The sequence below is a fragment of the Streptomyces chartreusis genome (genome assembly GCF_008704715.1).
Taxonomy (GTDB): domain Bacteria; phylum Actinomycetota; class Actinomycetes; order Streptomycetales; family Streptomycetaceae; genus Streptomyces; species Streptomyces chartreusis.
In genome coordinates this window covers 7,418,161-7,436,785 of sequence record NZ_CP023689.1, presented here as the reverse complement: position 1 = coordinate 7,436,785, position 18,625 = coordinate 7,418,161, and the positions used below count along the sequence as shown (strand labels likewise).

The following is an 18,625-nucleotide window of genomic DNA, read 5'->3' as shown; positions in this document are numbered from 1 at the left end:
TCCGTATTGACGGGTACGTCGCAGCAGACAGGGAGTACTCCCCTCCGTGCGACAAACAGTACCCCAATCACCAAGGAAAGGTAAAGCGATTGGCAAAAGAAGTACCAAGTTAGCTGGTCAGAGGCCTTTTACCAGTGCTTGGCCCGGGCTGCCGCGACCTGCGTGAGCACCTGCTGGAGGACCTGGCTGCCGGGCGGCACGAGCGAGGGCTCGTAGGTCCAGGCGTGCCCCACCCACGGGTCGGCGAGGTGGTCGTCGGCCACCGGAGTCAGACGCAGCAGCGCACGCCACAGCGGGTCGAGCAGCGGGCCGTAGCCTGCGGCCTCCTCGCGGTCCGCGACCATCATCAGGTGGACGCCGACAGCGGGGCCCTCGTCCGCGAGGTAGCGCAGCTGGTTCACGGCACGGTCGTCGAAGCCGTGCGGGAAGTCATTGACGATCAGCAGCTGCTGGGAGGTGTCGAAGCCCGGCGGCAGGGAGTCGGGCGCACCGGCGCGCAGCGCCATCTGCACCAGGTCGACGCGCTGCGTGAGCCGCGCGAGGACGTCCGCGACTCCGGCCGCGCCCACGGCGGGCGGGGCCGCGAGCACACCGGTCTGCACCAGGGGTGCGAGTGCCTGGGCGCCCGAACCGGCCGGGTCGATGACGTGCACGGTGAACTCGCCGGCCGGGTAGACCGCGAGCAGCCGGGCCGCGTGCGCCACGGCCGTCTCCATCGCGAGGCGGCTCAGGTCGTGGGAGTCGTGGAAGGAGCCCTCGAGCGACCCGCCGCGTCCGCTGTCGATCCACAGGCCGCGCTCCAGCGGCAGGCGGACCAGCATCGGGATGCGCAGCTCGGCGCTCTCCGGCAGGTGGAGCTCACCCAGGCGCAGGGCCATGGGGATCTCCATCGGTACGCGGTAGCCGTGCCAGACCGGGTTGTCCCAGCGGGCATAGGCGGGCGGCAGCGCGGGCTCGACGACCTGGGACTCCGCGCTGAGCTGGGCGAGATCCCGGTCGAGCGTCGCCCTCGCCTGGTTGACGAGCTGTGAGTGCTTGGCCTGGGCCGCCTCGCGGGCGGCGTCGCCCTGTCCGCCGATCCGGCTGCGCGGGTCCGACAGGACCTGGTCGAGTTCCTTCTCCATGCGTGATTCGGCGAAGTCGACCGCGCTGCGATAGGCGGCGGTGGTGCGGGCGAGGTCCTCGAACATGCCCCACACCTGGTTGTACAGCCGCTCCTCCATGGACCAGCCGGTGGCGTCGCCCGCGACGGGCTGCGCGGGCTGGCCGGGCTGGGCCGGGGGCGCGGTCGGCGGGGGCGGCGGCGGAGCCGCGTTCTGCCGACGCGGGTGGCTGTAGTCGATGGGTCCGCCGGACGTGGGGGCGGACGGCTGGGTGGGGTCGGTGGTGCCGTACGGAGAGTTCGGCGGCGGCGTCGGCTGGCCGGGCGTCTGGTTGCTGTAGGGCGACGTCGGCTGCGGTGCCGTGGCACCGGAGGTGCCCTGCTGTGCCTGGCCGGACTGGTCCGGGCCGACGGCGGGGGCTGCGGCCTGCCGGGAACGGTCGCCGTCCGGGCGCGGCGGCGCCGGGATCGAGCGGGCGACGCCCTGGGCCACCGCGTCGTTGATGCCGCCGGCGAGCTGGTGGGCCTGGGCCAGGCCCTGGTCGTTGAAGAGGTCGGCGAGGCCACCGGCGTACCCCTGGCCGATGGCGCGCACCTTCCAGGCACCCTGGCGGCGGTAGAGCTCCAGGGCGACGACGGCGGACTCGGACTCCAGGCCGGCGACGGTGTAGCTGGCGACCTCGGCACCGTCGAGACCGGTGACCGCGACGAACGGGGCGGGGACGGCGCCGAAGCTGGTCGGACCCCCGACCCCGGTCGGCAGGGCGAGCAGCACACTGACACGGTGGACGGCTTCCGGCATGGCGTCCAGGTCCACCGCGAGGCGATGGTCGGCGGCCGCCTGCCGGGAGACCTCCAGGCCGGGCAGGGTCGGGGCGCCCGGGTGGGCCACCCATTCGACGCCGTGGATCCTGCCCTGCTCGTCGCCGAGCGCGGCGGCGGCCACGATCGGCGTGCCGGCCGAGACCCGGATCTCCAGACGGGCCTGGGAGAGCGGGTGGTTCTGCCCCCGCACCAGCTCGGCCGTCATGCCTTCGTCCCCCTGTGTCAGTTGTCGTGTGCCGCCCGCCGGGCCGCCTTGCGTGTCTTACAGGTGCGGCAGGATCGCCGGCATCAGGTCCTGGAAGGTACGGCCGTTGGCCGGCGTACCGAGGGCCGTCATCGCCCAGCCCGGACCCGAGCGGTGCACCTTCGCCATGATCTGGGCCGTGTAGGCGCCACCACCCGCGAGCGTGTAGCGGGCGAGCTCCTGGCCGTTGGTCTCGTCGACCAGGCGGCAGAACGCGTTCTGCACCTCCTGGAAGGTCTGGCCCGTGAAGGAGTTCACGGTGAAGACGATCTGGTCGATGTGGACCGGGATGCGGGCCAGGTCGACGAGGATCGCCTCGTCGTCGCCGCCCTGGCCGACACCGCCGACGAGGTTGTCGCCGGTGTGGCGCACCGAGCCGTCGTCGCTCACCAGGTGGCGGAAGAAGACGACGTCGACCGGCTGCTTGTCCGCGAACAGGACGGCCGAGGCGTCGAGGTCGACCTCCCGCGTGCGCGAGCCGAACAGGCCGCGCCGGGGAGCCGCCTGCCAGCCGAGACCCATGCGCACCGCGGTCAGGCTGCCTCCGTCGTTCTTCTGCAGACTGATTGCCTGACCCTTGGTCATGTTGACGGTCACGTGCTGATTCCCCTCTCGAGCTGTCCCCTGTTGGCCGCGGAGTCCGCGGATGACGAGAACCCTACGCAGGGGCACTGACAGTGACGTACCCCGGTCCCCACTTTGTGTCGGTCTTGCAACACAGCGAGTACGGAAAGCCGCTGGACGGCCGTTCGGGCGGCGCCGGTGCCGTGCTGCGGACCGGCGCCACGGGCCCCGTCAGGCCAGTCCCGCCTCCTTCATCTGCCGCAGTTCCTTCTTCATCTCGGACACCTCGTCGCGCAGCCGTGCCGCGATCTCGAACTGGAGGTCCGCGGCAGCTGCCCGCATACGCTCCGTCAACTCCTCGATCTGCTCGGCGAGTTCCGCCGCCGGCCGGTCGGTCGGCACCGTCTCCTTGGCCTTGCCCTTGGCCGACTTCGCGCCCTTGGCCGCCTTGTCGCCGAGGGAGGGTACGGGGGCCTTGGTGCCCCGGCCGTCCTTCTTCGCGCGGTAGCCGGTGCCGAGCAGCTGCTCGGTGTCGACGTCCTCGCGGGCGATCTGCGCGACGATGTCGTTGATCTTCTTGCGCAGTGGCTGCGGGTCGATGCCGTTCGCCTTGTTGTACGCGACCTGCTTCTCCCGGCGGCGGTTGGTCTCGTCGATGGCCTTCTCCATCGCCGGGGTGATCTTGTCGGCGTACATGTGGACCTGGCCGGAGACATTGCGCGCCGCGCGGCCGATGGTCTGGATGAGGGAGGTCCCGGAGCGCAGGAAGCCCTCCTTGTCGGCGTCGAGGATCGCGACCAGGGAGACCTCGGGCAGGTCGAGGCCCTCGCGCAGCAGGTTGATGCCGACGAGGACGTCGAACTCGCCGGCGCGCAGCTCTCTCAGCAGCTCGATACGGCGCAGGGTGTCCACGTCGCTGTGCAGATAGCGCACGTGGATACCGAGTTCCAGGAAGTAGTCCGTGAGGTCCTCGGCCATCTTCTTGGTGAGGGTGGTGACCAGGACCCGCTCGTCCTTCTCGACGCGCGTGCGGATCTCGTGCACCAGGTCGTCGATCTGGCCCTCGGTCGGCTTGACGACGACCTCCGGGTCGACGAGGCCGGTGGGGCGGATGATCTGCTCGACCTGGCCGTCCCCGCGGGAGAGCTCGTACTTGCCGGGGGTCGCCGACAGGTAGACGGTCTGCCCGATGCGCCCCTGGAACTCCTCCCACTTGAGGGGGCGGTTGTCGAGGGCGGAGGGCAGGCGGAAGCCGTGGTCGACGAGGGTGCGCTTGCGGGAGGCGTCGCCCTCGTACATGGCCCCGATCTGCGGCACCGTCACATGCGACTCGTCGATGACGAGCAGGAAGTCCTCGGGGAAGTAGTCGAGCAGAGTGTTCGGCGCGGAGCCGGGCGAGCGGCCGTCGAAGTGCATCGAGTAGTTCTCGACGCCGGAGCAGGAGCCGATCTGGCGGAGCATCTCGAGGTCGTAGGTCGTGCGCATCCGCAGTCGCTGGGCCTCCAGGAGCTTGCCCTGCTTCTCCAGTTCGGCGAGGCGCTCGCCGAGCTCCTTCTCGATGTCGTTGACGGCCCGCTCCATGCGCTCGGGGCCGGCGACGTAGTGGGAGGCCGGGAACACATACAGCTGCTCGTCGTCGCTGATGATCTCGCCGGTCAGCGGGTGCAGTGTGGACAGGGCCTCGATCTCGTCGCCGAACATCTCGATGCGGACGGCGAGCTCCTCGTAGACCGGGAAGATCTCGATGGTGTCGCCGCGCACGCGGAAGGTGCCGCGGGTGAAGGCCAGGTCGTTGCGCGTGTACTGGATGTCCACGAAGCGGCGCAGCAGCTGGTCCCGGTCGATCTCCTCGCCGACCTTGAGGGGGACCATGCGGTCCACGTACTCCTGCGGTGTACCGAGGCCGTAGATGCAGGAGACCGAGGCGACCACGACGACGTCACGGCGGGTGAGCAGCGAGTTGGTCGCCGAGTGGCGCAGGCGCTCGACCTCCTCGTTGATCGAGGAGTCCTTCTCGATGTAGGTGTCCGACTGCGGGACGTAGGCCTCGGGCTGGTAGTAGTCGTAGTACGAGACGAAGTACTCGACGGCGTTGTTCGGCAGGAGCTCGCGGAACTCGTTCGCCAGCTGGGCGGCAAGTGTCTTGTTCGGTGCCATCACCAGGGTGGGCCGCTGGAGCTTCTCGATCATCCACGCGGTGGTCGCGGACTTGCCTGTGCCGGTCGCGCCGAGCAGGACGACGTCCTTCTCGCCGGCTTCGATGCGCCGGGCGAGCTCGGCGATGGCCGTCGGCTGGTCGCCGCTGGGCTGGTAGGGGCTGACGACCTCGAAAGGCGCCACCGTGCGTTCGATGCTGGAAACGGGCCGCATGGGATCCACCGTACGACCCCCCACTGACAACGCGGTCCGATCAGTGGTTCTGCGGGGTCCTGGAGCCTCGGGTTCCGGCGGTGCGGCGGGTGCGCAGCGTGGCGCGGCGGACCTGGTGCGGGACGGTGGGGTGGGCGGGGACGCCAGGCTTGTCCACGACGGGGGCCTCGGCCGGGCGCCCCATGATCATCTTCGGGTCGAACAGTACGACGGCCCCCGCGAGGAGCAGGAAAGCGAGCGGGCCGACCAGCATCGGGGCGAGCAGGGCGGCGGGCGAGTCGCCGCCGGCGGGTGCTCCCGTGCCGTGGAGGTGGACGTCGAGGGCGGCCATGCCTGTGTAGTGCATGCCGCTGACGGCGAGGCCCATGACGAGGCTCGCGCCGACGCTCCACATGAGCCCCCTGACCTGCCCGGCGGCCCACAGGGCGGCCGTGGCGGCGCCCATGGCTATGACGACGGAGACGGCCACGGTGAACGTGTTGTACTCCAGCTTTCCGTCGAGCCGCATGCCGGCCATGCCCAGGTAGTGCATCGACGCTATTCCGAGGCCCGTGATGGTGCCGCCGGTGAACAGCGCCGCACCTCTGGCGCCTCTGTAACCGACTATGAAGATCCCGACACCGACCATGACGACGGCGACTGCGAGGCTCGCGAACGTCATGGCCTTGTCGTAGTGGATCGGCGTCTCCTTGACGGTGAACCCCATCATGGCGACGAAGTGCATCGTCCATATGCCGGAGCCGATGGCCGCCGATCCCAGGGCGAGCCAGCCGGGGCGCCAGGAACGCGAGACGAGCATCGATCTGGTGGTGCAGCGCAGGCCGAGCGCACCGCCGAGACAGGCCATGAGGTAAGCCACCAGAGGTGTGACGAGTCCATAGCTGAATCCGTCGATCGTGCCCTGCATACGCGGCTGCCCTTCCCGCCCTTTTACGTCCCGGAACTCCGTGAAATGCGCCCCCTCCCAGGACCGCCCGAACGGTCAGGGTTGAGGCTGAGGGTAACCCCCACCGGAATGGTCGAACGATTTTCCGGCAAACAAACACGGCCTTGCCCCAGTTGTGCCGCACGAGTGAGCGTGCACAGGCAACTCCATTCAATCTGTGGTCATTCTGTACTCCTCTGCCGTTGACCCTCTGCTGTCACAGTTGAGCTGTTCGTGATCGTCCGAAGCGAGGAGTACGCATGCACGCGCGCGCTGTAGCCGCCACGACGACCGCACTCCTGGGAACCGCCACGCTGCTTCTCCCTGCCCCTCAAGCCCGGGCCGGTTCGGCCCAGCCCACGGTCATCGCCCACCGGGGAGCCTCCGCCTACGCCCCCGAGAACACGCTGGAAGCCGTCGACAAGGCCGCCGAGCTGGGCATCGACTGGGTCGAGAACGACGTCCAGCGCACCAAGGACGGCGAGCTGGTCGTCGTCCACGACGACAACCTGAAGCGGACGACGGACGCGGAGGAGGTCTTCCCCGACCGCGCGCCCTGGAAGGTGAAGGACTTCACGGCCGCCGAGATCGCCCGGCTGGACGCGGGCAGCTGGTTCGGCCCCGCGTACGCGGACGCGCGCGTGCCGACGCTGAAGAAGTACATGGACCGTGTGGAGCTGCACCATCAGAAGCTGCTGCTGGAGATCAAGAACCCTGAGCTGTACCCGGGCATCGAGCAGGAGACCCTCAAGGTGCTGGACAACGAGGGGTGGCTCGACGGGCCCCACCTCGAAAGCCGGCTGATCGTGCAGAGCTTCAGTGCCGACAGTGTGCGGACCGTCCATGAGCTGAAGCCGGCTGTGAAGACCGGTCTGCTGGGGACGCCTGCCGTGGCGGATCTGGACGGTTACGCGGCCTTCACAGATCAGATCAACCCCTCCTACGGCTCCGTCTCCGCGGGTTACGTCGCCTCCGTCCATGCTGTCGAGGGGGCGCACGGCAAGCCGCTGGAGGTCTTCACCTGGACCGTGAACGACGCGGGCACCGCACAGCTGGTCGCCGGGTACGGCGTCGACGGCATCATCACGAACACCCCCGACGTGGTGCGGGACGCCCTGCCCGCGGGCTGAGGCCCGCACCGGCGCCCGCTCCCGGGGGCGTTGTCAGTGGCGGGCCGTACGGTGGGCGCATGGACAGCCATGGGCAGTACGAGCAGCAGGTCGTGTGGGCCGTCGTCGGTTCCGACATCGGGCCGCTGATGCTGGCCGCGACCCGCGACGGCCTGGTCAGCGTCGTCTTCCACGCCTCGCCGAAGGTGCGCGACACGATGCTCGACCGGCTGGCGTCCCGGCTGGGCGTCGAACCGGTCGAGGCGCCCGACTCCCCGCTGCTGGCCGAGGCGATACGCCAGATGGAGCAGTACTTCGCGGGTACGCGACGGGACTTCGAGCTGCCGCTGGACTGGTCGTTGATCTCCGGTTTCAACCGGCAGGTTCTCCGCGAGCTGGCGACGGGTGTCCCGTTCGGCACGGTCGTGGGGTACGGCGACCTGGCCGGGCGGGTCGGGCAGCCGGGCGCGGCCCAGGCCGTGGGGGTGGCGATGGGCGCCAATCCCCTGCCGGTCGTCGTGCCCTGTCACCGGGTCGTGGAGAGTGACGGCGGCATCGGCGGGTTCGGGGGCGGTCTGGAGACCAAGCGGAAGCTGCTGGCGCTGGAGGGCGTACTGCCGGAGCCCCTGTTCTGAGGACTCCCCGCTTTTTCGCGGGGTGGGCAGGCGAGAGCAGAGGGGGGAGACTGCGCCTGTGACGACACCTTTCACCCACATGTACGCGGCCGGTCCGGTGTGCTGTCCCCGGGGGCCGGCCGTTCGGAGGCGTCGTAGCGCCGGGTGTCCGGCGTGACCGCCGTCGAGCGTCAGGTCGTCCTGTCGGTCCCGGCCGACCGGCTGCCGGCCCTGCGGCGCCGTATCTCGGCCGTGCTGATCACGACGCAGATCCTGGGCGGGCTCGGCGTCGCCACCGGCATCGCGCTCGCGGCCGTGCTGGCCAAGGAGGTCAGCGGCACCGAGTCGCTGTCCGGGCTCGCGCCCACGGCCACCGTCGCCGGCACTGCGGTGCTGTCGATGCCGTTGGCCGCGCTGATGACCGCGCGCGGCCGCCGTCCCGGGCTCGTCCTGGCGTATCTCATCGGTGCCGTGGGCGCCGCCGTCACGGTGGTCGCGGCCCGCGTCGGTAGCTTTCCGCTGCTGCTGTGCGGGATGGCCGCGTTCGGCGCGGCGTCGTCGGCGAATCTCCAGGCGCGGTTCGCGGCGGCGGATCTCGCCGAGCCGGACCGGCGGGCGCGGGCGATCTCGCTGGTCGTGTGGGCGACCACCTTCGGGGCGGTCCTCGGCCCGAACATAGCCGCGCCCGCCGGACGCAGTGTCACGGGCCTCGGGATACCGGCGACGGCGGGCCCGTTCCTGTGGGCGGCCGGGATCTTCCTGATATCGGCGCTGGTGGTGGCCGTACTGCTGCGGCCCGACCCGCTGCTGACGGCGCGTGCGCTCGCGCCCGCCGACGAGGGGACGCCCGCGGCTCGTTCGCTGCGTGCCGGAATGGCCGCCGTGGCCGCCTCGCCGCGGGCGCGGCTCGCGGTGGTGTCGGTGGCCGTGGCGCACACGGCGATGGTGTCGGTGATGTCGATGACCCCGGTCGCCCTGGCTCATCACGGCGCCGGGATCGATCTGATCGGCCTGGTCATCAGCGGGCACATCGCGGGCATGTACGCGTTCGCGCCGCTCATGGGGCGGTTGTCGGACCGGCTGGGGCGGTTGTCCGGGATCGGGCTCTGCGTGGGGCTGCTGGCGTGTGCGGTGTTCCTCGCCGGCACCGCGGGCGGCAGTCACGGGCAGACGGCCGTCGGGCTGTTCGTGCTGGGGCTCGGCTGGTCGGCGGGGCTCGTCTCCGGCTCCGCGCTGCTCACGGACTCGGTGCCGCAGCCCGCGCGGGCGGCCGCGCAGGGCCTTTCCGACCTCGTGATGAACGCGTCCGCGGGCATTGGCGGAGCGGTTGCGGGTCTCGTGGTCGCCAAGGCGAGTTACGGCTGGCTCAATCTCACGGCCGCGTGCCTGCTGCTCCCGCTGGCTGCGTTGGCGCTGTTCACGCGGGGCAGGTGGGCGAAGGAAGTTCCCGCGGCCGACTGACGTCAAGTCCCGCTCCACCGGGAGGCCGGAGGCCGTGGCCTCCAGTTGTCACGCGGAGGGTGGTCGGACCGGGGCGCCGGTAGCAGACTCCGCCGTGCGCACAGCCGCTGGCATCCGACTGGCATCCGGAAGACACGGAGCCGAAGGGACGGCGATCACGCATGAGCGGAAACAGGGCAGTGGCGTATCTCAAGCCGGGCACGGTCGAGGTCAGGACCATCGACTATCCGACGCTCGAGCTTCAGGACGGACCGGGCGTCGCCCGCGACAACATCGGCCGCAAGTGCCGGCACGGGGTGATCCTCAAGGTCCTCGCGAGCAACATCTGTGGCAGTGACCAGCACATGGTGCGCGGCCGTACGACCGCGCCGGAAGGGCTGGTCCTCGGACACGAGATCACCGGAGAGGTCGTCGAACGGGGGCCGGACGTCGAGACCATCGACGTGGGCGACATCGTCTCCGTACCGTTCAACATCGCCTGCGGGCGGTGTCGTAACTGCAAGGAGCGCAAGACCGGCATCTGCCTGAACGTCAACCCGGCCCGGCCGGGAGCGGCGTACGGCTATGTCGACATGGGCGGCTGGGTCGGCGGGCAGGCCGAGTTCGCGATGATCCCGTACGCGGACTTCAATCTGCTGAAGTTCCCCGACCGGGACCAGGCGCGCGCGAAGCTGCTCGATCTGACGATGCTGTCGGACATCTTCCCGACCGGCTTCCACGGTGTGGTCACCTCGGGTGCGGGTGTCGGCTCGACGGTGTACGTCGCCGGGGCGGGCCCGGTCGGGCTCGCGGCGGCCGCCTCTGCGCATCTGCTGGGGGCCGCGGTCGTCATAGTCGGCGATCTGAACGCCGAGCGTCTGGCTCAGGCGCGGAGCTTCGGCTGCGAGACCGTCGACGTCTCTCAGGGCGATGTGGGCGAGCAGATCGCCCAGATCCTCGGGGAGCCCGAGGTGGACGCCGCGGTCGACGCGGTCGGCTTCGAGGCGCGGGGCCACGGGCGGAACGCCGAGGAGGCGCCCGCGACGGTCCTGAACTCGCTGATGGGCATCACGCGTGCGGGCGGTGCCCTCGGCATCCCCGGCCTGTACGTCACGGCCGACCCCGGAGGGATCGACGAGGACGCGAAGTCCGGGACGCTGAAGGTGCGGCTCGGCCTCGGCTGGGCCAAGAGCCACCGGTTCACGACCGGGCAGTGCCCGGTGATGCAGTACCACCGCGGCCTGATGATGGCGATCCTGCACGAGCGGGTGCAGATCGCCAAGGCGGTCAACGCGACCGTGATCGGCATCGAGGAAGCACCGCGGGGATACGCCGAGTTCGACCAGGGCGCCAGCCGTAAGTACGTGCTGAATCCGCACGGTGCGCTGGACGGGCTCCGGCCGGTCTGACGTCACCTACGCGGGCAACTGCCTGAGAGGGGGCCACGCACGCGTGGCCCCCTCTCGCGGCCTGTCAGTCGTAGTGCCGGGCCTCGAAGACGTTGCCGTCGGGGTCGCGGAAGTAGAAGCTGCGCTTGGCCTTTCCGCGGGCGCCGAAGGAGTCGCGGGCGATGTCCGACACCGGGGCGCCGTGCTCCTCCAGGCGGGCGCGCAGGGCGTCGAATTCGTCGCCGGGCAGCGCCACGCAGACGTGGTTGACCGGGTGCCCGGAGCTCTCGGCGGAGCCCGGCAGCATCTTCATGCGCTCCGCCATGGTGAGCGGCATGAGGTCGAGGATGGTCTCCTCGTTGAGACGTACGGAGGGGAACGGAACGGCCCCCGCGGAGAACTCCGAGAGCCTGACCGGCTCCATGCCGACCGCCTTCTCGAAGAAGTCGGCCGACGCCTCCGGGTCGCGCACCCAGAGGACGACATGGTCGAGACGTGCGATGTGGTCCTTCATGCAGCCAAGGCTGGTGTCGTCCGCCACAGGCCGCAAGGGGTTTGATCGGGCACGGCGCCCGCCAGAGATGAGGGAGTACCGACAAACAGGAGGCAGGCGCGTGGTGCTGGTGGTGTCGGAAGAAGTACGGGAAGCGATCGACGCGCGTCGACCCGTGGTGGCCCTGGAGTCCACGATCATCGCGCACGGGCTGCCGCGCCCGCGCAATCTCCAGGTGGCGCTGGAGCTGGAGGACGTCGTACGGCGGGAGGGCGCTGTTCCGGCGACGATCGCCGTGCTGGACGGGCGCCCTCATGTCGGCCTGGACAAGGACCAGCTGGAGCGGGTCGCGAACGAGGACGGGATCCGCAAGCTGGGGCACCGGGATCTGCCGCTCGCGGTGGCCGCCGGGGCGAGCGGGGCGACCACGGTGTCGGCGACGGCACTGCTGGCGGCCCTCGCGGGCGTGCGGGTGTTCGCGACGGGCGGGCTCGGCGGTGTGCACCGGGAGTGGACGGTGACGCAGGACGAGTCGGCCGACCTGGGGCTGCTCGCGCGTACCCGGATCACGGTGGTGTGCGCCGGGGTGAAGTCGATCCTGGACGTCCCGGCGACCCTGCAACGGCTGGAGACCCTGGGTGTCGCGGTGGCCGGCTATCGCACGGACCACTTCCCCGGCTTCTACCTCTCCGACTCGGGTCACCCCGTGGACTGGACGCTGCGGTCTCCGGAGGAGGCGGCGGAGGTGATGCGCGCTCAGGACGGGCTCGACGAACCGGAGTCGGCGTTGATCGTCGCCAACCCGGTACCGGAGGCGGAGCAGTTGGATCCGGAGCTGCACGCGCGTGTGCTCGCCGACGCGCTGCACGCGTGCGAGGAGCAGGGCGTCACCGGTCAGGCGGTCACGCCGTTCCTGCTGGACTACCTGGTACGGCACACGGACGGCGCCTCGTTGAGCGCCAACCTGGCGGCGGTGCGCGGCAACGTACGGCTGGCGGGGCGGATCGCGGCGGCCTGGGCCGGGGCGTGAACGGGACGCCGTCCGACGGCCCGGGTCAGGGTGCGAAAGGGACACCTTCGAGCGGCCCGGGTCAGGGTGCGAAGGGGACACCCTCCAGCGGCCCGGGCCAGGGCGCGAAGGGGACACCCTCCAGCGGCCCGGGCCAGGGCGTGAGCGGAACGCCGTCCGGTGGTCCGGGCGCCTTGAGTGCTCGGGACGGTGCCCTGCTGGTCGTCGGTGACGTGGTGACGGACGTCATCGCCCGCCACCAAGGGCCGGTGGCCTCCGGGACGGACACTGCCGCGGCCATCCGGACCGTGCCGGGCGGTGCGGGCGCCAATGTGGCCTGCTGGGCGGCATATGGGGGCGGTCGCGAGGTACGGCTGCTGGGGCGGGTGGGCACGGACGCCGTCGAGTGGCACGAGCGGGAGCTGACCGCGAGCGGGGTGCGGCCCTGCCTCGTCGTCGATCCGCAGGCGCCGACCGGGACGGTGATCTGCCTGGTCGACACAGGTGCCGCGGCCGAGCGGACGTTCCTGACCGACAGCGGCGCGTCGCTGCGGCTGGAGCCGCGCGACTGGTCGGACGCGCTCCTCGACGGTGTCGCGTGGCTGCACCTCTCGGGCTATCTGCTGTTCTCCGCACCGAGCCGCGCGCTGGTGACGGCGGCTATCGCGTCCGCACGCGCGCGTGGAGTGCCGGTGAGCCTGGATCCGGCGTCGGCCGGGTTCCTCGTGGAGCTGGGCGTCGACCGGTTCCTTGCGCTGGTGGAGGGCGTGGACGTCCTGCTGCCGAGCCGTGACGAGGCGTGCCTGCTCACTGGGTTGCCGGACGCTGCGGACGCGGCCGCCAAGTTGAGCCGCCATGTGCCGATGGTCGTCGCCAAGCAGGGCGCGGACGGCGCGCTGGTGGCGCGGTCGGGCACGGTCACCGCCCACGTCCCCGCAGTGCCGGCCACGCCGAGGGACACCACCGGAGCGGGCGACGCCTTCACCGGTGCGTTCCTCGCCGCCCTGCTCACCGGTGCCGCTCCGGAGGAGGCGGCCGGGGAAGGGTGCCGGGCGGGGGCCATGGCGGTGGAACGGGTGGGCGGGAGGCCGCCGAGGGTCGGGTGACGGCGCCGATGGGCCAGGGTGCGCGAGCCGTTGACCAGGGCTTGCGTCCACGCCAGCAGTCCGGGGTCCGCGAGCCGTCGGCCGGGGCTTGCGCCACGCCCGCAGGCCGGGGTCCGCGAGCCGTCGGCCGGGGCTTGCGCCACGCCCGCAGGCCGGGTTCCGCGAGCCGTCGGCTACGGCTTGCGTCCCCACGCCGAGATCAGTGGGGCCGTGGCCAGGTCCATCCTGCCGGAGGCGACGTTCGCGAGGTGGCGGTCGATGTCCGCGTCCGTGGCGATGCCGCCGGTCACCAGCTGATCGCGGACCTGGCGGACCGTGGCGGACTCCAGGGCGGCGCAGGCGGGCGAGGTGATCGGGAAGTACGCGTCGGCCGTCACCTGGCGCAGCCCCGCCTCGCGGAGCAGACGCGGGAGCCGGCGGCCGTAGGACAGGTCGGCGCCGCGGTCGGCGAGGAGCTTGCGGAAGCCCTGGCGCAGCCGGTTGGCCAGCTGTTGCTCGGGGCCGTACTCGTCGGGGCAGATGAGGGGCTGGAGGGCGGGGTCGGCGTCCTCGATCAGGAGCCGCCCGCCGGGACGCAGGGACTCGATCATGGAGCGCAACGCCCTTTCCCGGTCCGGCACATGGACGAGGACGAGCCGGGCGTGCACCAGGTCGAACCCCTCCCCCGGCGGTTCGTCGGCGCTCACGTCGTGGACGCGGACCTCCACAGGCGGCCGGGCGTCGGAGGCGAGTTGCGAGGTGTCGATGTCGGTCGCGACGATCTTGCCGGTCGGGCCGACCTTCTTGGCCAGCCAGGACACCACGGACGTGCCGCCGGCGCCGACCTCCCAGCAGCGCCAGCCGGCTCCGATGCCGAATCCTTCGATGTGCCGGAAGGTCGTGGGGTCGAAGAGAGTGGCGAAAGCGTCGAAACGTTCGCCCGCCTCGGTCTGCCGGTTGTCGAGGAGATACCCGTCGTTTCGCGTCATGCCGCGATCATTCCAGTTGCCCCGCTTGTCTCGACGGGGCGACGCGGCGCCTACGACGAGATGGCGGACGCCGGGTCCCGGGCAGGGCAGGATTCGGAGCCGATGACATGCGTGACGGCATGTGGGTCGGCATGACGGGGGAATCGGTGGGCAGGGGTCCAGACTCCCGGCGGAACGGCTCGTCCGGTCCGGCGGCGGAATGGTCATCCAGCCCGGCAGCGGACGGTGCATCCAGCCCGGCAAAGACTGCGTCCTACCTGGGTGGGCTGGTTGTCCACAGGCAGGAACAAAGCGGAATCAGTGATTCCCACAGGCTTACCCGGCGCTCACCAGCGGCTGGCAAACTGGCACGCCAAGGCGCAGAGATGCGGCGCGAGGGATCCATGCAAGGAGATCCAGATGTCCATGGCAGGGAATCTGCGGAAGGTCACGGGCCTAGACCGGGTCGGCGGCCTGCGCAAGGTGGCACGGCTGGCTCGACGACGCCCCCGCGTCGACCTCAGCCACCCCGCCAGGTCCCCGCTGGGCTCCTCCGTGGTGAACTGCGTGGCCTACCGGGACGGCGCCCGGATCCCGGAGACGGGTGATCTGGTCGACGTGGTGCAGAGAGTGCGCAAGCGCGGCGGCGGATTCGTCTGGCTCGGTCTGCACGAGCCGACGGACGGGGAGTTCGCCGGCATCGCCGAACTCTTCGATCTGCACCCGCTGGCGGTCGAGGACGCGGTCGAGGCGCATCAGCGGCCGAAGCTGGAGCGCTACGACGAGACGCTGTTCGCGGTGTTCAAGACCGTCTGCTACGTCGAGCACGAGCAGCTCACTGCGACGAGCGAGGTGGTGAACACCGGCGAGATCATGGTGTTCGTCGGCAGGGACTTCGTGATCACGGTGCGGCACGGCCGGCACGGCTCGCTCGGCCCGTTGCGTGAGGAGCTGGAGTCCGATCCCGAGCAGCTCGCCAAGGGCCCGGCGGCGGTGCTGCACGCCATCGCGGACCATGTGGTCGACGACTATCTGAGCGTCACCGACTCGGTGCAGGAGGACATCGACGAGGTCGAGACGGATGTGTTCGCGGAGAACGGCGCGCGGGCCGACCCGGGGCGGATCTACCAGCTCAAGCGAGAGCTGCTGGAGCTGAAGCGGGCCGTGGTTCCGCTGAGCCGACCACTGGAGGAGCTGGCCACGGGTCCCATACGGGTGGTCGAGCCGGAGATACAGGCCTACTTCCGTGACGTCTCCGACCATCTGCTGCGCGCCAAGGAGCAGATATTCGCCTTCGACGAGTTGCTGAACTCGATCCTCCAGGCGCACTTGGCACAGGTCACCGTCGCGCAGAACGAGGACATGCGGAAGATCACCGCCTGGGCCGCGATCATCGCCATCCCGACGATGGTGTGCGGGGTCTACGGCATGAACTTCGACTACATGCCGGAACTGCGCTGGACGTTCGGTTATCCGCTGGTCATCGGCGTGATATCCGTCGCGTGCGTGGTGCTGTACCGGGGCTTCCGGCGCAACGGGTGGCTCTGACGCGGCGAACGCCCGTCACCGACCGGTGGCGCCCTCGAACTCCGACGCGTCCTCGTCCGGCACGGCCGGCCGAACGAGGACGATCCGTGGAGTGAGGGGCGTTCGCCGAATCGGCGAGCGCGTTCTCAGGGCCTCGTCGGGTCAATGTGTCCTGGGCGCCGCGCTCATGGCATAGACGCTCTCGGCCCATGGACCGATCTCGTCCTCCGGCAGGCTCCTGGCCAGATCGGCCTCGCTGATCATGCCGACGAGGCGCTTGTCCTCGATGACGGGGAGCCGTCGGATCTGGTGATCCTTCATCTCCCGGAGCACGTCGCTGATGTCGGCGCTCGCGTCGATCCAGCGCGGGGTGCCCTGCGCCATCTCGCCGGCGGTGACCTTGCTCGGGTCGTGGCCCATGGCCACGCAGCCGATGACGATGTCGCGGTCGGTGAGGATGCCGCAGAGCCGTTCGTTCTCATCGCTGATGGGCAGGGCTCCGACACCCAGCTCACGCATCAGCTGGGCGGCACGGTCCAGGGTCTCGTGGGTCGGGATCCACTGGGCGCCTCGGTGCATGATGTCTCCGGCAGTGGTCATGGACTACCTCCCGATGCCGGACGGCCGGCGCGGCGCAGGACGCACCGCTAGTCCCGGCGCCCTTCATTCTCGCCGGGGCGTCCGGCCGATGCACCCGGAACCGAGCGGTAACGGCCATCGCCGACAGGCGGCGATCAGGCCGAGAAGCGCACGAGTTTCCGCGGGACGACGCGGATGATCACGCGGGTCTCGTCGTCCTTCTCGGCGGGCGGTTCGATGCCGAGGTACTTGTGCGAGAGCTCGAACGGGAGCCGCTTGGCCTCGTCCGGGACGATCTCGGCGACGCCGCGGATCTCGACGGAGGAGTAGGGGTTGGCCAGGTCGTAGACGGAGACGCTGATGCGGGGGTCGCGGCGGAGGTTGCGCACCTTCTGACGGGCGTCGACCGAGGAGAAGAGGACGGTGTCGCCCTCGCGTTTGATCCAGACCACCGAGTTCTGGGGAGCACCGTCGGGGCCGAGGGTGGCCACGCTGGCGAAGTTCTTGCCGTCCAGCAGGGTGCGGACGGAGTCGTCGAAGGGGACCGGATCACTCGCGGAGGTCGTCATGCCCCAAGGGTATTTAAATGCACGTGCATGCAGAAGGGTTTTTCCGGATCTCGCTTCAGCCGCTCCACGCCGGGTGCCGTGGGTCGTCGGCGCGCACGAGGACGTCGGCGGCGTTGGCCGGGTCGGTCTCGTGGCCGTAGCGGTCGAATGCGGGGAGGGTCCAGTGCTCGGTCTCGGGGGTGCGGCGGCGCAGGGCGCCGGGTGAGAGGAGGACGTGGACGGTCAGGTCGAAGGGGAACCAGTGGCGCAGCAGGAGGGGGCCGTGCATCAACAGGATTCCGCCGGGCGGGAGTTGGACGTGAGGGCTGCGCGTGGCTCGGTCGATGGCCGGGTCCCACAGGTCGGGCAGGACGCGGCCGTCGCCGCCGGGTTCGAGGGGACCGAAGACCTCGCGCCACAGGGCGCCGGTGTCGACCCAGCCGTCGTAGTAGGCCTCGATGTCCCGGTGGCCGTACTCCAGGCGGACCGAGGCGGGACGCAGGAAGCCCTCCGTGCCGACGGTGAGCGAGGGGCGGCCGCGTATGCGCAGCGCCTCGCCGACCCGCTCGGCGAGGTCGCCGGGACGGGCCGCGGGGGCACCGTCGAAGGCGACGCGCGGCCAAGGGCTGCCGTCGGCCGGCTCCAGATCGAGCAGCCGCTCGGCCAGATGCTCGCCGAGCCGGTCCCAGGTGATCGCTTCCAGTCGCACAGGGCCAATGATGCGGCAGGGGGTGGGTGGGGTGCGTTGCGGTTCGGGGGCGAGGGGGCTGTCGGAGAGGGTGAGGGGTCCGTCGGAGGGGGTGAGGCAGGCACGGGTCCGGTGGGGTCGGGGGCAGAGCCGGCCGAGTGGACGAGCCCGCTCGGTGAGGCCTCCCGCGCCAGCCCGCGAGACGCGTCCGCGGCGTCACGAGCGGGTCCGAGAAGCCCGTCGGTGAGTTCCTCGGGCCCGGTCCGAGGGGAAGGAATCGATATGGCACCTCTCGCAACTCCCCCGCACCGCACCGGCCTTCTGGTGGTTCAGCCTCTCAAGCGGCGGCATTGCGGAGAGTGTCAGGCGGGGCCGTTGCAGATGCTCGTACTGGAGGACGGGGCGCCGCGGTGTCTGGACTGTGCCGACCTCGGGCATCTGGTGTTCCTGCCGCGCGGCGACACGGCGTTGACGCGTCGGTCGCGGGAGGAGAGTGCGCTGTCGGCGGTGGTTGTGCGGTTCAACCGGCGCAGGAGTCGCTATGAGCGGCAGGGGGTTCTGGTCGAGGAGGCGGCGCTGGCCCGGGCCGAGGAGCGGTGCCTGGCGGATGCGGAGGCTCGGCGGCGGCGTCGGATGCGGGACGCGCGGCGCCGGGCTCGGGAGGACGTGCGGTTCGCGGAGGCGTTCGGGGCGGAGATACGGCGGCTGTTCCCGGGGTGTCCGGCGGACCGGGCGCGGGACATCGCCGGGCACGCGTCGGTGCGGGGCAGCGGGCGGGTGGGGCGGAGTGCGGCGGGGCGGGCGTTGACCGAGGTGGCGGTGACGTCGGCGGTCGTGGCGGCTGTGCGGCACACGGATACGCCGTACGACCAGTTGCTGATGAGCGGCGTGCCGCGGCACGAGGCGCGGCGCCGGATCATGGCCATGGTGGAGACGACGTTGAGGGCGTGGCGGGCGGGGGTGTCCGAGGCCGGCTGATGGTGAAGCATCGCAATGCGCCACGGCTTCCCGGGCCGCGGGAGTCCGCGTCCCCGGATGCTTCGGAGCTCTCGTCCCCGACCCCGAAGCGCACGCTCCCGACCGCGGCGACACCCAGGCCTCGACGCCGAACACGCCGAACACGCCGAACAGACCCACGTCCCCGACG

General features: G+C 70.8%; 17 protein-coding genes. 8 read left to right on the top strand and 9 right to left on the bottom strand.

Features of this window, described 5'->3' with window-relative positions; translation table 11 throughout:
• Nucleotides 1-128 precede the first annotated feature (128 nt).
• The 4 genes from CP983_RS32750 to CP983_RS32735 all read right to left on the bottom strand — a co-directional run bounded on the left by CP983_RS32750 (nucleotide 129) and on the right by CP983_RS32735 (nucleotide 6,012).
• Nucleotides 129-2,132, bottom strand: coding sequence for a TerD family protein (locus tag CP983_RS32750; protein WP_150503616.1), 2,004 nt, complete (start codon nucleotides 2,130-2,132; stop codon nucleotides 129-131).
• Nucleotides 2,133-2,189: 57 nt separating this feature from the next.
• Complete coding sequence (locus CP983_RS32745; RefSeq protein ID WP_107907157.1) at nucleotides 2,190-2,768, bottom strand: TerD family protein; 579 nt, start codon at nucleotides 2,766-2,768, stop codon at nucleotides 2,190-2,192.
• Nucleotides 2,769-2,966: 198 nt separating this feature from the next.
• Entirely contained in the window at nucleotides 2,967-5,105 is a 2,139-nt protein-coding gene (uvrB, locus tag CP983_RS32740; RefSeq protein WP_150503614.1) for an excinuclease ABC subunit UvrB, read from the bottom strand.
• A gap of 40 nt (nucleotides 5,106-5,145) precedes the next feature.
• Nucleotides 5,146-6,012, bottom strand: a complete 867-nt coding sequence (locus CP983_RS32735) for an MHYT domain-containing protein (RefSeq protein WP_125528543.1) — start codon at nucleotides 6,010-6,012, stop codon at nucleotides 5,146-5,148.
• 278 nt (nucleotides 6,013-6,290) lie between these two features.
• On the opposite strand from CP983_RS32735, the gene CP983_RS32730 reads away from it, so the two are divergent.
• From CP983_RS32730 to fdhA, 4 genes are all read left to right on the top strand, one after another.
• Nucleotides 6,291-7,160 carry a glycerophosphodiester phosphodiesterase gene (locus tag CP983_RS32730; protein ID WP_150503613.1) on the top strand — a complete coding sequence of 290 codons (870 nt, stop codon included), beginning with the start codon at nucleotides 6,291-6,293 and terminating at the stop codon, nucleotides 7,158-7,160.
• Between the two features lie 59 nt (nucleotides 7,161-7,219).
• Nucleotides 7,220-7,774: a methylated-DNA--[protein]-cysteine S-methyltransferase gene (locus tag CP983_RS32725; RefSeq protein ID WP_150503611.1), complete on the top strand. Its 555-nt coding sequence runs from the start codon at nucleotides 7,220-7,222 to the stop codon at nucleotides 7,772-7,774.
• Nucleotides 7,775-7,927: 153 nt separating this feature from the next.
• The gene (locus CP983_RS32720) at nucleotides 7,928-9,214 is read left to right on the top strand and encodes an MFS transporter (RefSeq protein WP_150503609.1); all 1,287 of its coding nucleotides are present in this window, start codon (nucleotides 7,928-7,930) and stop codon (nucleotides 9,212-9,214) included.
• A gap of 161 nt (nucleotides 9,215-9,375) precedes the next feature.
• Entirely contained in the window at nucleotides 9,376-10,602 is a 1,227-nt protein-coding gene (gene fdhA, locus CP983_RS32715) for a formaldehyde dehydrogenase, glutathione-independent (RefSeq protein WP_150503607.1), read from the top strand.
• A gap of 64 nt (nucleotides 10,603-10,666) precedes the next feature.
• On the opposite strand, the gene CP983_RS32710 is transcribed toward fdhA, so the two are convergent.
• On the bottom strand, nucleotides 10,667-11,095 hold the full coding sequence (locus CP983_RS32710; RefSeq protein WP_107907153.1) for a VOC family protein: 429 nt from the start codon (nucleotides 11,093-11,095) through the stop codon (nucleotides 10,667-10,669).
• Nucleotides 11,096-11,195: 100 nt separating this feature from the next.
• Here CP983_RS32710 and CP983_RS32705 point away from each other — a divergent pair, with 100 nt between their 5' ends.
• Nucleotides 11,196-12,104: a pseudouridine-5'-phosphate glycosidase gene (locus tag CP983_RS32705; protein ID WP_150503605.1), complete on the top strand. Its 909-nt coding sequence runs from the start codon at nucleotides 11,196-11,198 to the stop codon at nucleotides 12,102-12,104.
• Between the two features lie 140 nt (nucleotides 12,105-12,244).
• A complete protein-coding gene (locus CP983_RS32700; RefSeq protein ID WP_373309873.1) occupies nucleotides 12,245-13,189 on the top strand; it encodes a carbohydrate kinase family protein in 945 nt (314 codons plus the stop codon).
• A gap of 173 nt (nucleotides 13,190-13,362) precedes the next feature.
• On the opposite strand, the gene CP983_RS32695 is transcribed toward CP983_RS32700, so the two are convergent.
• On the bottom strand, nucleotides 13,363-14,157 hold the full coding sequence (locus tag CP983_RS32695; protein ID WP_150503601.1) for a methyltransferase: 795 nt from the start codon (nucleotides 14,155-14,157) through the stop codon (nucleotides 13,363-13,365).
• A gap of 399 nt (nucleotides 14,158-14,556) precedes the next feature.
• Between CP983_RS32695 and CP983_RS32690 the strand changes: the two genes are divergently transcribed.
• Entirely contained in the window at nucleotides 14,557-15,684 is a 1,128-nt protein-coding gene (locus CP983_RS32690; protein ID WP_107907150.1) for a magnesium and cobalt transport protein CorA, read from the top strand.
• Nucleotides 15,685-15,825: 141 nt separating this feature from the next.
• Here the strand turns inward: CP983_RS32690 and CP983_RS32685 are convergent, their stop codons facing one another.
• From CP983_RS32685 to CP983_RS32675, 3 genes are all read right to left on the bottom strand, one after another.
• Nucleotides 15,826-16,263, bottom strand: a complete 438-nt coding sequence (locus CP983_RS32685) for a CBS domain-containing protein (protein ID WP_125529719.1) — start codon at nucleotides 16,261-16,263, stop codon at nucleotides 15,826-15,828.
• A gap of 134 nt (nucleotides 16,264-16,397) precedes the next feature.
• Nucleotides 16,398-16,811 carry a PPOX class F420-dependent oxidoreductase gene (locus tag CP983_RS32680; RefSeq protein ID WP_150503600.1) on the bottom strand — a complete coding sequence of 138 codons (414 nt, stop codon included), beginning with the start codon at nucleotides 16,809-16,811 and terminating at the stop codon, nucleotides 16,398-16,400.
• A 55-nt stretch (nucleotides 16,812-16,866) separates the two neighbouring features.
• Nucleotides 16,867-17,499, bottom strand: a complete 633-nt coding sequence (locus CP983_RS32675; protein WP_150503598.1) for a nucleoside/nucleotide kinase family protein — start codon at nucleotides 17,497-17,499, stop codon at nucleotides 16,867-16,869.
• 261 nt (nucleotides 17,500-17,760) lie between these two features.
• On the opposite strand from CP983_RS32675, the gene CP983_RS32670 reads away from it, so the two are divergent.
• Nucleotides 17,761-18,456, top strand: coding sequence for a DUF2293 domain-containing protein (locus CP983_RS32670; RefSeq protein WP_150503596.1), 696 nt, complete (start codon nucleotides 17,761-17,763; stop codon nucleotides 18,454-18,456).
• The last annotated feature ends 169 nt before the right edge of the window (nucleotides 18,457-18,625 follow it).